Here is a 15,098-nt window from a genome sequence, read left to right on the forward strand (position 1 = left end):
GCCTCGCTCCCCGCGGAGGAGCCAGACGCGCCTGTGAGGTTGACCGTGCCGGACGGTGACGGTGTCGCGCGGCCGTCCCCCGGCGGTTTCGGCATGCGCAGCCGCCGGACGGTCGACTCGTACGAGTGTGGGTAGGACGACTCGGTGCAGAACCTTGGTGCGCCGGTACCGTATTCGGCGGTATCGGCCGGGGCGCTGGTGTTCGATCGTGTCGGGGACCGGGTTGGGGTCGTGGAGCATGTGTTGGCCGATGCGGGCAGTGGCATCTTCCACGGCCTGATCGTGCGGCCTGCGTCGCTGCTGGACGGGGCGGTGTTCGCCGACCGTGAGCAGGTCGGTGGGTTGTATGAGGGTGGTGTCGTCCTTACGGTCCTCGGTGCTGCGTTGCACGATCCGGGTGAGGACGCGGTCGCGGCCGGTGCCGCCGATGGTCCGGCGGCCGAAACGATCCGTGAGCGGTTGCGGCAGGCGTGGCGGTGGCTGCAGCAGCCCCGGTGACCCAGGACCGCATCACGGGTACCCGGATGGCATGGGCCGTAGCGGCACCGCCGCCGTACCGGGGTGAGCGCTGAGGTGAGCGGCCGCTTCGAGCAGGTACGGATCGTTGTGCCGGGCGTAGCTTGCCGGATATGTGGCATTGGTTCAGGGGTGCGCTGCAGGAGCATGCCGAGCTGGCGATCTTCCTGACCCTGGCCTGGGGTTTCCTCGTCGGCCGACTGCGGTTCCGCAGTATCGTGCTCGGCCCGGTCACCGGCACTCTGCTCGCCGGGGTTCTGGTCGGGCAGTTGCACATCAGCGTCCCGGACCTGGTCAAGACGGTGGCGTTCATCGGGTTCCTGTTCGCGTTGGGGTACCGGGTCGGGCCCCAGTTCTTCGCCGCGCTGCGCAAGGACGGGCTGCCGCAGCTGATCGTCGCGGTGGTCGGCTGCATAGCGGGGCTGGTGATCGCCTACGGCATGGCGCGGGTGATGGGGTATGGGCCGGGGTGGGGTTCCGGGCTGCTGGCCGGTGGGCTGACCCAGTCGGCGGTGATCGGCGTGGCGACCGACGCGATCACCACCTCCAGCGCGATCCCGGACGTGCAGAAGCAGACGCTGATCGCGCAGATCCCGGTCGGCTACGCGGTGTGCTATCTCGTCGGTACTGCAGCTGCCGCCTACGCCCTGTCGCAGCTCGCCCCGCGCCTGCTCGGCACCCGGGATCTGGCTGCCGAGGCGGCCAGGATGGAGCGGGAACTGGGCACGTTCCACGACCCGGACAGCCGCCCCGCCTACCAGCAGGTCGTCCGGCGCGCGTTCCGGGTCACCGCCGGATCCGAACTGGACGGCACCGCCGTCAAAGACGAGGAGGCCCTCGCCGCGTCCCGCGGCCGGCGGATCTTCCTGCAACGCTACCGCCGCGACGACGAGCTGCGGTTCACCACACCCGACACTGTGCTGCGCGCCGGGGATCAGGTGACGGTGACGGCCGCGCACCGGGACCTCATCGACGGGCAGATGGACGCGGCCGGGACCGAGGTCGACGACCCAGCGCTGCTCGGCTACGACATCGAGACGATCTCGATCGTCCTGACGAGCAGGGTTCTCGCCGGGCGCACCCTCGCCGACCTCGCCCGGGACCCCGCCGCCCGGGACCTGTTCGTGAAACGGGTGGTGCGGGCCGGGATCCAGCTCCCGCATGGACCCGCCACGGTCGTGCACCGCGGCGACGAACTCACCGTCGAAGGGCCGAAAGAACTCGTCGAACTGGCGGTGCCGATCCTTGGCAAGGCGAACCGGTCCAGCGACGAGACCGACTTCTCCTACATCAGCGCCGGTATCGTGCTCGGCGGACTGATCGGCATCCCGGCCGTCGCCGTGGCCGGCGCGCAGATCGGTCTGACCACCAGCGGCGGCGCGCTCATCATGGGCCTCATCTTCGGCTGGCTACGCGCGAAGTACCCGACGGTCGGCCGGTTCCCGCCGGCGGCGGAGTGGCTGATGGACACCGGTGGACTGTGCATGTTCGTCGGGATCGTGGGCATCCAATCCGGCCCTGGCTTCATCTCCGGTGTCCGGGCGCAAGGCGCCGGCCTGGTCCTCGCTGGGCTGGTAGTGACGCTGCTGCCGATGGTCCTGACGCTTGTGCTGGGCCGCCTGGTCTACAAGTGGCCAGCCGTAACCAACCTCGGCGTCACCGCGGGGACGTTCACCACGACCGCGTCGATCGGCGCGATCTGCGACGCGGCGAAGAGCCGCGTCCCCGTGCTCGGATACACGGTCCCATACGCGATCGGCAACACCCTGCTCACGATCTGGGGCGCACTCATGGTCGCCCTGCTGTCCTGAATGTCAGCGGTCCTGAACCGCACCAGTTTCTCAGGGGGAACCGACCATGACCAGCAGAGCCGACCAGCGGCGCCTGGAGACCCTCAGCCCGTTCGAGCTCAAGAACGCGCTCATCGTCCTCGCCGACGATCAGACCCGGCCCAGCGCGGCGGCGATGCTCAATGCCGGGCGAGGCAACCCGAACTGGATCGCCACCACACCACGGGAGGCGTTCTTCCTGCTCGGCCGGTTTGGCCTGGACGAGGCCCGCCGCGACTGGCACGAATGGGCCGGCATCGGCGGCATGCCCACCCAGGACGGCATCGGCGAACGGCTCGACGCGTTCCTCTCCGCACACGCCGCTACCCCGGGCGCGGGCCTGCTGCGCGACGGCGTCGACTACGGCGTACGCGAGCTCGGTTTCGACCGCGACGCGTGGGTGTGGGAGCTCACCGACGCGGTCATCGGCGATCACTATCCGCAGCCGGACCGGATGCTGCCGCACCTCGAGCAGGTCGTGCACGCCTACCTGGTGCAGGAACTGTGCGGCGGGAAAGCGCCGGCGCAGCCGTTCGACCTGTTCGCCGTCGAAGGCGGCACCGCGGCGATGTGCTACCTGTTCGACTCCGCGGTCGTCAACGGCATCCTCGATCCAGGCGACCGGATCGCGATCATGACACCGATCTTCACCCCGTATCTGGAGATCCCGCGTCTGGACCGGTACCGGTTTGACGTGCTGGAGCTGCGGGCGTCCCGGTACGACACCGAGGGGTTCCATACGTGGCAGTACGACGACGAGGAGATCGCGAAGCTCGCCGACCCGACAGTTAAGGCGCTGTTCCTGGTCAACCCGTCCAACCCGCCGTCGGTCGCCCTATCCGGGCAGACCCGCGAGCAGATCAGGCGCATCGTCGAGTCCGCGAACCCCGGCCTGACGATCATCACCGACGACGTGTACGGCACGTTCGTCGACGGGTTCGAGTCGCTGATGTCGACGCTGCCCCGCAACACCATCGGCGTCTACTCGTTCAGCAAGTACTTCGGCGCCACCGGCTGGCGCCTCGGCGTCATCGCCATCAACCGCGACAACATCTTCGACGAGCAACTCACACAACTGCCCGCCGACCTGGCCGAGGACCTGCGCCGCCGGTACAGCCCACTGACTCTCGAACCGGACCGGCTGCGGTTCATCGACCGGATCGTCGCGGACTCCCGGCAGGTCGCGCTCAACCACACCGCCGGGCTGTCGTTGCCGCAACAGGCACAGATGGGCCTGTTCAGCCTCTTCGCACTCCTCGACGAGCAGGGCGACTACCGGCGGATCTGCCGCAGCATCATCGACCGGCGCATGGCCGCGCTTGCCGACGGGATGGGCGTCGCGTTGCCGCACGATCCGCAGGCGGCGCGGTACTACGTGGAGCTGGACCTGCTCAACTACGCCCGCCGCTGGATCAGCCCTGAGTTCGCCGACTGGCTGCAGGCCACGTTCGAACCCGTCGACCCCGTCTTCCGCCTCGCCGAGAAAGGCTCCGTCGTGCTGCTCAACGGCGGCGGCTTCGACGGCCCGGAATGGAGCGTCCGGATCAGCCTCGCCAACCTGCGCCACGAGGCGTACGAACGCATCGGCGGCTGGCTGCGCGAGATCATGCGGGGCTACGAGGAGGAATTCTGGCGTGCCGGCGGCGCGGTCCCGACGCCCGCCGCCAGACCGGGTCGGTTCAGCGGACAGGACATGCTCGCCGCAGGCATGGCCACCAGGATCGAACCGGCCAAGGCCGCCCGGTGAAGGACGCGATCACGGACTTGCTGACCTCGGTCGAGGGCCTCGTCCTGTTCGTCTGCCTCGCCCTTGGCTTCGCGATCGGCAAGGTTAAATTCTGGAAGATCACGCTCGGCGGGGTCGCCGGCACGCTGATCGTCGCCATCTTCGTTGGCATGCTCGGCGTGAAACTCGACAGCCAGGTCCAGAACATCGCCTTCGCCATGTTCATCTTCACCCTCGGCTACATGAGCGGCCCATCGTTCTTCGCCAGCCTCAACCGCACCAGCCTGCGCTACGGCATCTTCACCCTCGTCGAAGTCGTCACCATCCTCGCCGTCGTCGCCGCCGCCACCCTCATCCTGCACCTCGACGAAGGCACCGCCGCCGGGCTGCTCGCCGGCGGCGCGACCGAGTCCGCGGTCGTCGGCACCGCCACCGATGCGATCGGCAAACTCGATCGGACACCAGCCCAGATCGCCACCTTGCAGGGCAACGTCGGCACCGCCTACTCCATCTCCTACATCATGGGCCTCATCACCATCGTGCTGGTCACCAGCCAATTCGCCCCGGCCCTGATGCGGATCAACCTGCGTGACGAAGCCGACAAGCTCTGGGCCAAGCTCGGCGGTGGCGCCGGCGAGGAAGGCACGACGACTCAGGCCCTGCCCGAGATCGTCGGCCGCGTGCACGCGGTGACCGCAGCCGACGGCCGCACCGTCGAACAGGTGGAACGCACACTCGGCTACGCCGTCGCCGTCGAACGCGTCCACCGCGACGGCAACAACGTCGACGTCACGCCGGCCACCCGCCTCCAGGCCGGCGACGCCATACTGATCAACGGCCGCCGGGAACAGCTCCTCAACGCCGGCGACGTGATCGGACCCGAACAGTCTGGCATCGCCGGGACGGACCTCGACCTCGACATCCAGCAGGTCGTCCTCACCACCAAGGAATACAACGGCAGCACCCTCGGCCAACTGCGGCACGCCATCGACCCGCAACGCCGCCGCGGAGCGTTCCTCACCGGCATCACCCGCGCCGAGCACCACCTCCCAGTCCAGGACGGCACCCCGATCAATGCCGGTGACACTCTGCAGTTCACCGGCCGCCGCCACGACCTGGACCGGTTCGTCCCCGGCATCGGATTCCGCATCGACCCAGCCGTGAAAATGGACGTCATCTTCATCGCCACCGGCATCATCCTCGGCATGCTCATCGGTACCATCGAGATCCCACTCGGCTCGATCCCCCTGTCGCTGGGCACCGGCGGTGGCTGCCTCTTGGCCGGGCTCGCGTTCGGCTGGCTGCGCACCCGCAACCCCCGCCACGGCCAGTACCATCCAGCCGCCGCCCAAGTCGTCAAGGACCTCGGCCTCGCCACGTTCATCTGCGCCGTCGGGCTGTCCTCCGGCCCACAAGCCATCGACCTCATCGCCCGCTACGGCATCGCCCTACCGATCGTCGGCGTCCTCGTCACGTTGATCCCGGCGTCGATATCCCTGCTCATCGCCTGGAAAGTGCTGCACCTGCCCGCCCCGCTCACGCTCGGCGCGGTCGCGGGCCAGCAGTGCTCCACTCCAGCGGCCACTGCCGTGCAACAGGCAGCAGGAAACACCACCCCGCTCATGAGCTACACCGTCGTCTACGCCATGTCTAACGTCGTCCTGCCACTGCTCGGCCCGATCGTGGTCGCCATGACCGGCATCCTCACCTGAACCACCACCCTCAGCGGATCCGCATCTTGCCGATCCGCAAAGACTCCGGCGACGCTCACGTGCCACGTTGCGCCTCCACCGCGGCGAAGGTGGTCGGTTAGATGGCGATTAGTTCAGCGGCGACGCGACCGAGGGTCCTCCACCCCGCCGGGCGGCCGGGACCCGTTCGCGCTGAACCCGGCGAGGCGTCGGCCAAGGCCCGGTGGAACGGCATAGCGGAGTGGCAGGTCGCGTGGCCGTTGACCGCGCTGACCGTCGCCGACCTGGATGAGTTCGTCGACCGGTGGGCAGGCTGGTTCGCCGACGCGGCCGAAGGGCGTCTCGGCCATCCCAGCTCGATGCCGGAGCGCTCACCAACGGGCAGTTGGAGGCGCAGCTGATGTAGAGGGGCGAGCGGGGAGGACCCGGATACTCGGCTTCGTGCTCAGTCCGCGTCAATCCGCACGGGACCGGCAGCTTTCCCACGGAGTGCGCCAGCGACATGGCGGCAGTCCTCGATTGCCCACCGCGGTAAGTCGACTTGTTGACGGCCTCGGTCCAGCAGCCCGGATCAGCTCCGGCGCAATGTTGCCGACCGTGACCTGCGCGAGGTACTTGAGCTGGGTCCGCGTCGGGGGGTGGCGGCGACCAGGGTGCGAGAGCGTTGTGCATGTGTCACTGCCCACGGACCCACCCGCCGACCAGGCCCGCCGAGGTGATCGAGCGGATCAGCCGGAACCAGGTGTTACCGACCTTGCCGGCGCCGCTCGCGGAAATGTTCACGAGAGCCGACACCACGTGCGGATCTTGACCGTCCGGCGGTGCCGACGGTCCTTCGGAAGTCCGCTCAGGGTGTGTGCAGGCGTTCGTGAAGCCGCTCGTAGCGTGGATGCGCGGATCTGCCGGTGTGCGGATGCCGGGTTGGGTGAGGGTGAGTTCGGCCCTGTCTACGGGCGGCTGGTCGCGCTCTGCCACAGTGCCGCGACATGGCGGCGGTCGGTGCCGCAGCAGCCGCCGAGGACCGCTATGGCGGGTAGCCGGGCCAGGAGCTCACGCGTCGAACTGACCAGCAGGGAAAGGTCGCCCGCGTCGAGTTCCTCCATCACGTCGAGGTCGGCGTGTGACAGTGTCGAGGCGTTCGGGCGGAAGAAGGTCAGCTTCTCCCGCCAGGGTCCGTCGTCGAGCGCGGCGAGGACGTGCGTCGGGTGGGCGCAGTTGAGGCCGTAGAAGTCGGCGGGTGCGGCGGCGTCGACCGCCTGGAGAGCGTCGGCGATCGTGCTGCCGTCCGGCAGGAGGCCGTTGGTCTCGACGGTGAACGAGACGGACACCGCAACGCCCGCGCTGCGGGCCGCGCGTACCACGCCGACCGCCTCGGCGGGCTCGGTCATCGTCATCGCGTGCACGAGATCCGCGCCTGCATCGGCGAGCGACCGAATCTGAGGCTCGTGGTGCTCGGCCGCCTCGTCGGCGTCGGCACCCGACGCGATGTACCCGTCCCCGCGAGGACCGACGCATCCGGAGACTCGTCCGTCGGGGATGTCGGCGGCGGCGAGCACGTCTCGGATCAAGGCGACGCCGGCTCGGTTGACGCGGTCGAGCGCTGCCTTGTCGTAGCCGAGGGCACGGCCCCAGTCCGGGTTCGCTCGCCAGGTCGGCGTCTCCAGGAGTAGCCCGGCTCCCGACGCGTGCGCGATCGTCGCGAAGTCGGCGTAGTAGCGCTTCAGCAGCGCGATGCCGTCCGGGTCGTCGAGCAGCGGAAACGCCGCGAATTCCGGGAGCTCTACGCCGTGGTTGAAGATCAGGTCGGTCTCGAGTCCTCCCTCGGTAACCCACTGTCCGTCCAGCAGCCCGACCATGACCCACCCTTTCCAGACTGTTTGGTCTGTTGTATCAGACCGATCGGTCTAGAACAATGATCGGATGCCGCGCGATGGCGGGTCCACCCGCGAACATCTGCTCGATGCCGCTGAGCGACTGGTGGAGCGCAACGGCTTCGCCGCGACTTCGGTGGAGATGATCCTGAGCGAGGCCGGCAGTTCCAAGGGCGCGTTCTTCCACCACTTCACCTCGAAGCGCGCGCTCGCCCATGCCCTCGTCGAGCGCTACGTCACCGCCGATCTCGGCACGCTGGCCGCCGGGCTGCAGGCAGCCTCCGCAGAGCGCGAGCCGAAAGCCCGGCTTTTGCGGTTCCTGGACCACTTCGTCGACCGCTCGGCTGCCCTGACGTCGGAGTCCGCCTGCCTCTACATCGCGGTCCTCGTCGAGCAGGACCTGCTCGACGAACAGAACTCCGCACAGGTCGAACGCGCCATCCTCGGCTGGCGGGAGTCGGTGGCCGCCCTGATGCAAGCCGCCTTCACCGCAGCCCCGACCACACGGCCCCGTCCCGCCCCCGAAGACCTTGCCGACCAGCTGTTCGCCGTGATCGAGGGAGCGTTCCTGATGTGCCGAGCCGCCGGCTCACCGGAACCCATGCGCAGGCAACTGCTCGTCTACCGCCAACTCGTCGCCGCCCTGTTCTAGGTCCAACCTCAGGTTGCGAGCTGAGATCGGAGATCAGAATTGGCGGCCGTCGTCGAACCACTCAGTGACGCGGGCCGGGGAGATTCGATGGCGTCCGGCCGGGTCTTGGAAGGCGTCCCAGGACCGTTCTCGGTTGGGTGTGTCGATCAGTTGGCTGGGTATCGCTGCGCCGGCCGCGCTGGATCATCGTGGCCGCCATCCTGTGGGGCGCGGCTTGTCTCTGTTCGGCGCGGCGGCTGCCGTGCTGCGGAAGGCGGTGCCCTCGGCGAGGGTGCACCTGCCGCCGCGCCTCGTCCCGGTCTACCGGCCGTGAGTGGTGACACGCGCCGCGACGGTTGCGGATTTCGGAGGATGCACGACCCGTACCCAGGCACATCCGGCGGGCGCCATTCGGGCGAAGCATTCCGGGTTTCCGCTGGCGGACAGGCCCCCTAACCTGCCCGCCAGCTCTCTCGTGTCGAACCCATCTGTAACCCGTGCCGGTCCGGTGAACGGACGAAGGTCGGGCCGGCACACGTGATCTACCCGGGGTGGACGCGGCAAACGGCACCATCCGGGTTCGGCCGGACCCAGAGGGAGCGCAACGTTTCTGACGGGTCCGCAGGCCCCGACGTCGACCGGACGCCGCCAACCCAGGAGCGACTGGTGACGGCGGTTGAGCCTGCCTCGGGCCGCCCGCCTCAGCGTGGTCTCGGATAGGGTGCTGTTGAGTACGCGCACGGTTGGCTCGGCTTCGGGTGGCACCGTGCGGTCAATGGAACGCCTCTCGACCCGGCCAGTGGGTGGACCCGGTCGTCCGACCGGTTCCAGCATTGATCGCGGCACGATCCGAGGATGATCGCCTCTCGCGTGCTTCCTGCCGTCGGGGTCGCCTTCGTCCTCACTGCGTATGGCTCCTCGATCCCTGCCGCCGAACCTGCTGCAACGCCGGCAGCAAACGCTGCGTCGGGTGTACCGGAGGATGAAATGTCGTGCCGGTGAGCTGTTCGGCGTTCGGGCACGGCGTGGCGCAGGCCGCGAATGTCGGCCGGGTGTACAGCGGGCCGTACCGGAAGCGGATCGAGTCGGGCAGAAGTCCGCCTCGGTGAAGCCGTCGACGATGTCCGCGGCGGCGTGGGGGGGGGTGTCCCTATGGGTTTCGTCAAGCGGCAGCTTGACGGGCTTGGTAGGGCGTCTGGTCTCGGAGCATGGCGAACAGGACGTCGCAGCGGCGGCGGGCGAGGCAGATGAGGGCGGCGTTGTGGCGTTTGCCGGCGGCGCGTTTGCGGTCGTAGTAGGCCCGTGAGGGTGGGTGCGAGAGGCTGGCGAACGCGGCGAGGAAGAACGCGCGTTTCAGCTGCTTGTTCCCGCCCTTAGGTGGGTGTTCGCCGCGGATGCTGCTGCCGGAACGGCGGGTGACCGGGGCCAGGCCGGCGTAGGCGGCCAGATGTCCGGGGGTCGGGAAGGCGCCTCCATCGCCGACCTCGAGGAGGATGCGGGCTGCGGTCCTGACCCCGATGCCCGGCATCGACGTCAGGACCGAGGCAAGAGGGTGCGCATCAAGCATCCCTTCGACCTCCCGGGCCACCTCGTCACGCTGGCGCAGCACCTCGCGCAGACTCTCAGCGAGTTTCGGCAGGATCTTCTCCGCCGCAGCGGTGCCTGGAACGGTCACCGTCTGCTCGCCCAGGGCGGCGACGAGCTGCTCGACCAGACGTTCGCCCATGCGGGGTGCGTGCGGACGGACGATCTCGGCGAGTTTCGACCGGCCCGCGCGACGCAGACCGGCCGGGCCGCCGCAGCGTGACAGCAGTTCCAGCACGGCTTTGTGCTGGACTTTCGGCCCGAGGACCCGCTCGAGGGCGGGGTGGATCTGGGTCAGCAGCCCGCGGAGGCGGTTGCTGATCCGGGTGGCTTCACCGGCGAGGTCGTCGTCGAAGCCGACCAGGACCTCGAGCTCGGCCAGGGTCTCGTCGCCGACGTCGACGCGGCGCAGGGTGTGCGGCAACGTGCGGGCGGCGTCAGCGATGACGTAGGCGTCACGGGCGTCGGTCTTCGCTGCACCCGGGTGCAGGTCCGCGATGCGGCGCATCGCCAGTCCGGGCAAGTATGCGACCTGGTGGCCGCCGTGCCGGGCGACCGCGACCGGCAGCGCCCCGATCGAGGCCGGCTGGTCAACCACCACCAGAACCCGGCCATGCCGGGCGAGCCGGTCGAACACCTGCCGCAGCTTCGCCTCGGTATTGACCAACGCGGCGTCGTGCAGCCGCTTGCCCTCCCGGGTCAACGCCACCGCGTGATGGCCGTCCTTACCGACGTCAAGCCCGAGAAACACCTGATAGTCGCCGTGCACATCGCCTCCCCGCGACGGTCCCAAGCCTCGATCGCGAACTTGGCGTCGACTGCCGGCAGCCACGTTACGAAGAGACCTACCCAGGCACATCAGGTGGTCGTGTCCCTATCAGCGGTCCGTCGACGCCACCCAGCCCGGCGACAACACCCCCCGGATCATGCCGACGACAGGGGCAGTAAGTCATACCGAACCAGGCGACCGAGCGCCCCCAACGGGGACCTAAAAAAGGTAACGGGGGCGGCGGTGAGGACGAGGGTGCAGTAGTTCGGTCGTCGGCGCCGTAGCCGAGCTCGCGCAGCCGGCCGTCGGGCGGCAGGGCGGCCAGCAGTCGGGTGGCGTTGCTTCGGCGAGCGGCGAGCAGTTCGGTGAGCTGGCCGAGGCGGAGGTTGCCGATCGCGGCCGGGGGTGCGGCAAGCTTGTGGTTCACGGCGTGGTGGTCGCCGCGAGGTGGTCGAGGTGGCTGTAGGCGTCGATTCGGTCGGCGAGATCGTGGTCGTGGGTAAGGCTGAAGCCGCCTTCGCCGGTGGGCAGGAGTTTGCGGTCGTGGGTGGAGAAGCTGCCGATCGTGTTCTGGGTGCCGGCGTAGCGGCCGCGGACGCGGGTGCCGCGGGCTCGGCGAGTACGACTTCGTCCACGTGGTGGCCGCCGCCGGCGATCCGGACGGCGTCGGGTCCGGCGAGGAACGCGAACATCAAGAACCGGTATCCGACGCCCGCCGCGGTACGCCCCACTATGTCGTACACCCCGTACGGGCGTAGTGCGCCGATCCGGACGCTGGCCGCTTCGAAGGCCTCGCGCCGGGCAGCGTCCTCGAACGCCTCCCCAGGCTCGACCTTTCACCCGGGCAGCAGCATGGACCCGGCGTAGGGGCCGCACTGCTGCCGGACGAACACCAGCCGCCTGTCGCCGGCCGGCACGATCGCGAGCGCGGGCTACGGTGATCGGCGCGGCGGCGAGGGTCGGTGTCGTTCGTTCCGCGGCCGCCCGTTCGGGTGCGGCCGCCGATGCTTTGACGGCGCAGCGGGTGCAGCGGGCCGGGCACGGCGTGAGAGCCGCTGCGCCGGCCAGACCGCTGGCGGCCAGAATGGTACTGACGGTGTCGTCGAATGTCGTGGTGTCGTCGATGACGTGCTCGACGTCGAGCAGGTCGCGTTCCCGGTACCAGCGGCGCATGTCGTCCGCGGTGAACCCGACCGTCGGCGCGCGGGAGTGGTGTCGGCGCAGAATCTCGTCGAGTGGGATGTCGAAGTAGAAGCCGTGGCTCGGGCCGTCGTGTTCGGCGATCAGCTGCCGCAGCACCTTGCCGTACCGGTCGGCGAGCAGGATGCCAGGACGACGTGGTATCCGAGCCGCAGTGCGCTGCGGACGCTGTCGGTGATGTAGTGCGGCCGCGGTGACGGCGTTGACGCCGACTCCGGTTTCGGACTTGAGCGCGATGATCGAATTCAGCTCAGTTACTGTTTCGCTCGTGACGGTATGCGTCTGTTCAAGCCGCTCCACGATGGCTTCCAGTCGCCTGACGGGTGGTTCGGCGATCTTTGTCAATAGCCTCATGAGCGCGTCTGTATCCATGACTCGCAGTCGGTCGAGGACCCCGTTCTCCGCGCCCTCGTGATCTGACCTCGAACACCACAGATCTGTGCCGTATCGGTCGTTGATCGACGCAGTTGGTGCTCTGGTGGATATGCTGTGGGCGCTCAAAGGCTTCGCCGTCGCCATCCAACCTCATCGTTTCTTCGCATGCAGTGCCAGATACGAGGGCTTCCTGATTGTCGACGCGCTGTCCATGACCTAGGCGCGGGTTGCCACCCGGATGGCTTACAGCCCCGGCGCGCCAGCGCCGCGGCAGCTTGGCGTACGGGGGCGGAATTCCCGCGCGCCTTGAACATGCCCGTCCACGCTCAGGTGAGCGGAGTCTCCCCGTATGCCGTCGGCCATCTCCTGCCTCAAGTGGGCGGCGTTGGTGGGCCAGGCTCGCCGTAGGCGACCGCGTAGCGGCTTGGCTTGGCGCTCCCGGCGTCGTTCTGCTCGGCTCGGACGGCCGGCGGCATGCGGACAGCGCAGCGCCCCCGAGGCAGAGGTCCCGCCGGAGGCAAGAGCGTGACCACATACGAATGGTGAGGCCGCGGGTGCAACAGCCGGGAATACGACGAGCGTTGCGGCAGCTCAAAGCTTCACAGCGCCTCGTCGTAGCGCCAAATCTTACCGACAGCGCGCCGCGCGCAGCGCCGCGGCGCCTTGATCTAAGAACAGGCGAATTCGGCAACGCAAAGGCAGGCGCTGGAGGGCTGCGATCGGCGTGATGACTCGCCGCGACTCTCCTTGCGCAGAAGCATGTCGGAGTGACAGCACGGTGCGATGTCACTTCTCCAAGGGCAGGGCAAGTATGTCCATGCGGGGCATGTGGTTCGGTTCCGTACTGCCGCAGTACTGCCATCCCAGTTTTTCGTAGATACCGCGCGCTGGAGCTGCGGGATTGCTAGCCAAAACGGCGAATGGCTCAGATCTATCGGCAAGAACGAGGTCAAGGAGGTGTCTTCCGACTCCTGAGCCTCTGGAAGACCTGCGAACCATCCACTCAATAATTGCAAATTTAGGCACATCAAAGATGCTGGAAGGGGGCTCCTCAATAGGTGCCTTGAACCAGCTTCCAGGCGCCATGGTCCAGCCGTATACCGCGCCGATCAAGCCTGACTCTTCGCTAGCGATGGCGAGGCTAAATCCTGGTCGCCGAGTGTCCTGTTCGAAATAGTCCGCGAACCGACTCGCATACTCCTCGCCTTCACAGTACGGCGGCTCTGCATATACTTCCGCGTATAGACCGCGCATTGAATTGGCTAGGGCGAGATCGACGGGTTGTGTGGAGTTGAGTAGCGAGTATCTCACGCCGACGCACCTTGATTTGGAAGAGTTGAAATTCGGTCTCGTAGTTGATCGATCTCTGCCCTGCCCTGTTCTTTGTCAGGCACTGCTGCCACGGCGCGCCGAGCGACCTCGTACAAAAGTTGGTCGTGTTTAATGACCGGCAGCGCGTCGAGAACGCCTGCAGCATAGCGCACGCCGTCATCTAGGTGCCTCTTCTGAATCAGACATGAAACGCGATGCATCTGTACCATGGCGCGATTTCCGGCCTGATTGTCGGTGTAAAGCCGCAGAGCGCGGTCCTGGGCGTCCATTGCGCGGCCGGTGGCACCGATTTCGGTGTATACGAAACTTTCCGTATGGCGTAGGCGATGCTCTGGCCAACCGAACATCGAGTCGTCGATGAGAGCGCTGTCCGGCATTCGGTCCGTAAGGCGACTGAGGGCATTAACGGCCTGCTCGGCCTCGTCGGGACGGCCACTGATCGCAAGCGCTTGAGCGCGTCCAGCGAGAACGCCGGCCAAGCCTGGACAGACACGTTTCCCCGCTAGCTCGATGGTTTCGTCCGCAAGTGCAAGCACATTCGCAAGCGGCCGACCGTCATACAAGCCTTTGACCGTTTCCTGGCTTCGTGTCATCACACGGATGCCCATGTCGCCGGACTTATCGGCAGCTTGGCGTGCTGTGCGCCACCATCTGCGAGCCATCCAAGTCTGCCCGGTAGAGGTGAGCACGATCGCCATAATCATCGAAAGACTAGCGCCAGCGCGAGTCAGGTCACGATCATCAGGATGCGAGATCAGGAGCTGCTGGACAATGCTGAGGTCGGCCGCAAGTTGTTCACCCAGAATGTCATACCGGGTTGTATAGAATGCGTATGCATAGTCGTCCGCAATACTGTTCCAGACATCGCCCTCCGCTCCCATCGTATGGCCGATGCTCTGCCGAAGCGCCTCTAGCCGCACTAGTGGAGGGGTGCCCACAGTAAGGCCGGTTAGCACACGCATAAAGTCCCGTCGTCGCACTTCGTGTCCGTCCTCCTCAAACCCCGATTGCGCTGGGTCTGATGGTAGACCTGCGGCACCGTCGCGAAAGTCGCGGCTCGGGCGAGCGAGACTCGAAGTGTCCGCGAGTGTGGTTCGGAGCATGCCGATGGCGGGGGCGGACTCGCTGCGGATGCGGTCGAGCCGATTCATTGCAGGCGATGACGCGTCCACAATGGATGGATCCGCACCTGGCCGCTCGACATCCATTGTGGACGGCACGTTGTGGATGGTGTACGACGCGTGCGGCTGGATGTCGCTGGCACGCTGAGTGATGGAGAGTCCGAGCTGGGTGCGGGCGTGGTCGGGCATGTTGAGGCCGTTGCCGATCCGGGTGAGGACGTCGTGGGTCGCGACCCGGCGTTCGCCGCGCATGATGAGGCTGATGTGGCTCTGTGATATGTCGACAGCAGCGCCGATTTGGCGTTGGCTGCAGCCGTGTCGGCGGAGAATTTGGAACAGTGTGCTGATGTCGCGTGCGATGAGTGCGGCGGCGACATCAGCGCGCAGCCAGAATCCGGCGGGTAGCTGGATAGGGCGTAGTGGGCTGGTTGGCATGGCCGGACTCCCCGAGGT

The 15,098-nt window shown here is 67.4% G+C and carries 12 protein-coding genes and 1 pseudogene; 6 read left to right on the top strand and 7 right to left on the bottom strand.

Going from position 1 to position 15,098, the window contains the following annotated elements:
* The first annotated feature begins 144 nt into the window (after positions 1-144).
* The 4 genes from ACQP00_RS20230 to aspT all read left to right on the top strand — a co-directional run bounded on the left by ACQP00_RS20230 (position 145) and on the right by aspT (position 5,783).
* Positions 145-498: a PRC-barrel domain-containing protein gene (locus tag ACQP00_RS20230; protein ID WP_433221294.1), complete on the top strand. Its 354-nt coding sequence runs from the start codon at positions 145-147 to the stop codon at positions 496-498.
* A gap of 131 nt (positions 499-629) precedes the next feature.
* Positions 630-2,327 (top strand): TrkA C-terminal domain-containing protein, encoded by a 1,698-nt coding sequence (locus ACQP00_RS20235; protein ID WP_433221296.1) that lies wholly within the window; start codon positions 630-632, stop codon positions 2,325-2,327.
* A gap of 46 nt (positions 2,328-2,373) precedes the next feature.
* On the top strand, positions 2,374-4,092 hold the full coding sequence (locus ACQP00_RS20240) for a bifunctional aspartate transaminase/aspartate 4-decarboxylase (RefSeq protein ID WP_433221298.1): 1,719 nt from the start codon (positions 2,374-2,376) through the stop codon (positions 4,090-4,092).
* On the top strand, positions 4,089-5,783 hold the full coding sequence (gene aspT, locus ACQP00_RS20245; RefSeq protein ID WP_433221300.1) for an aspartate-alanine antiporter: 1,695 nt from the start codon (positions 4,089-4,091) through the stop codon (positions 5,781-5,783). The genes ACQP00_RS20240 and aspT overlap by 4 nt, the downstream gene beginning before the upstream one ends.
* Positions 5,784-6,437: 654 nt before the next feature.
* On the opposite strand, the gene ACQP00_RS20250 is transcribed toward aspT, so the two are convergent.
* Positions 6,438-6,560 (bottom strand): hypothetical protein, encoded by a 123-nt coding sequence (locus ACQP00_RS20250; RefSeq protein ID WP_433221302.1) that lies wholly within the window; start codon positions 6,558-6,560, stop codon positions 6,438-6,440.
* Positions 6,561-6,709: 149 nt separating this feature from the next.
* A complete protein-coding gene (locus ACQP00_RS20255) occupies positions 6,710-7,618 on the bottom strand; it encodes a homocysteine S-methyltransferase family protein (RefSeq protein WP_433221304.1) in 909 nt (302 codons plus the stop codon).
* A 64-nt stretch (positions 7,619-7,682) separates the two neighbouring features.
* On the opposite strand from ACQP00_RS20255, the gene ACQP00_RS20260 reads away from it, so the two are divergent.
* A complete protein-coding gene (locus tag ACQP00_RS20260) occupies positions 7,683-8,285 on the top strand; it encodes a TetR/AcrR family transcriptional regulator (protein WP_433221306.1) in 603 nt (200 codons plus the stop codon).
* 1,141 nt (positions 8,286-9,426) lie between these two features.
* Here ACQP00_RS20260 and ACQP00_RS20265 read toward each other — a convergent pair.
* From ACQP00_RS20265 to ACQP00_RS20275, 3 genes and pseudogenes are all read right to left on the bottom strand, one after another.
* Entirely contained in the window at positions 9,427-10,617 is a 1,191-nt protein-coding gene (locus ACQP00_RS20265) for an IS110 family transposase (protein WP_433223854.1), read from the bottom strand.
* Positions 10,618-11,040: 423 nt separating this feature from the next.
* A complete protein-coding gene (locus tag ACQP00_RS20270) occupies positions 11,041-11,322 on the bottom strand; it encodes a DegT/DnrJ/EryC1/StrS family aminotransferase (protein ID WP_433223920.1) in 282 nt (93 codons plus the stop codon).
* Positions 11,301-11,393: pseudogene (locus ACQP00_RS20275) on the bottom strand (hypothetical protein); the annotation flags it as partial. The pseudogene ACQP00_RS20275 and the gene ACQP00_RS20270, both read right to left, overlap by 22 nt.
* A gap of 878 nt (positions 11,394-12,271) precedes the next feature.
* Between ACQP00_RS20275 and ACQP00_RS20280 the strand changes: the two are divergent.
* On the top strand, positions 12,272-12,412 hold the full coding sequence (locus ACQP00_RS20280) for a hypothetical protein (RefSeq protein WP_433221308.1): 141 nt from the start codon (positions 12,272-12,274) through the stop codon (positions 12,410-12,412).
* Positions 12,413-12,978: 566 nt separating this feature from the next.
* Here the strand turns inward: ACQP00_RS20280 and ACQP00_RS20285 are convergent.
* Complete coding sequence (locus ACQP00_RS20285; RefSeq protein WP_433223921.1) at positions 12,979-13,446, bottom strand: GNAT family N-acetyltransferase; 468 nt, start codon at positions 13,444-13,446, stop codon at positions 12,979-12,981.
* A gap of 53 nt (positions 13,447-13,499) precedes the next feature.
* Positions 13,500-15,080, bottom strand: a complete 1,581-nt coding sequence (locus ACQP00_RS20290) for a hypothetical protein (RefSeq protein WP_433221310.1) — start codon at positions 15,078-15,080, stop codon at positions 13,500-13,502.
* Positions 15,081-15,098: the final 18 nt, after the last annotated feature.

Source organism: Dactylosporangium sp. CS-047395 (assembly GCF_050942185.1).
Lineage (GTDB): Bacteria > Actinomycetota > Actinomycetes > Mycobacteriales > Micromonosporaceae > Dactylosporangium.

Bases quoted from the DNA above. Each gene is read 5' to 3' on its own strand.
- ACQP00_RS20235 (WP_433221296.1), top strand. From the start codon at position 630: ATGTGGCATTGGTTCAGGGGTGCGCTGCAGGAGCATGCCGAGCTGGCG.
- ACQP00_RS20240 (WP_433221298.1), top strand. From the start codon at position 2,374: ATGACCAGCAGAGCCGACCAGCGGCGCCTGGAGACCCTCAGCCCGTTC.
- ACQP00_RS20255 (WP_433221304.1), bottom strand. From the start codon at position 7,618: ATGGTCGGGCTGCTGGACGGACAGTGGGTTACCGAGGGAGGACTCGAG.
- ACQP00_RS20260 (WP_433221306.1), top strand. From the start codon at position 7,683: ATGCCGCGCGATGGCGGGTCCACCCGCGAACATCTGCTCGATGCCGCT.
- ACQP00_RS20285 (WP_433223921.1), bottom strand. From the start codon at position 13,446: ATGCGCGGTCTATACGCGGAAGTATATGCAGAGCCGCCGTACTGTGAA.
- ACQP00_RS20290 (WP_433221310.1), bottom strand. From the start codon at position 15,080: ATGCCAACCAGCCCACTACGCCCTATCCAGCTACCCGCCGGATTCTGG.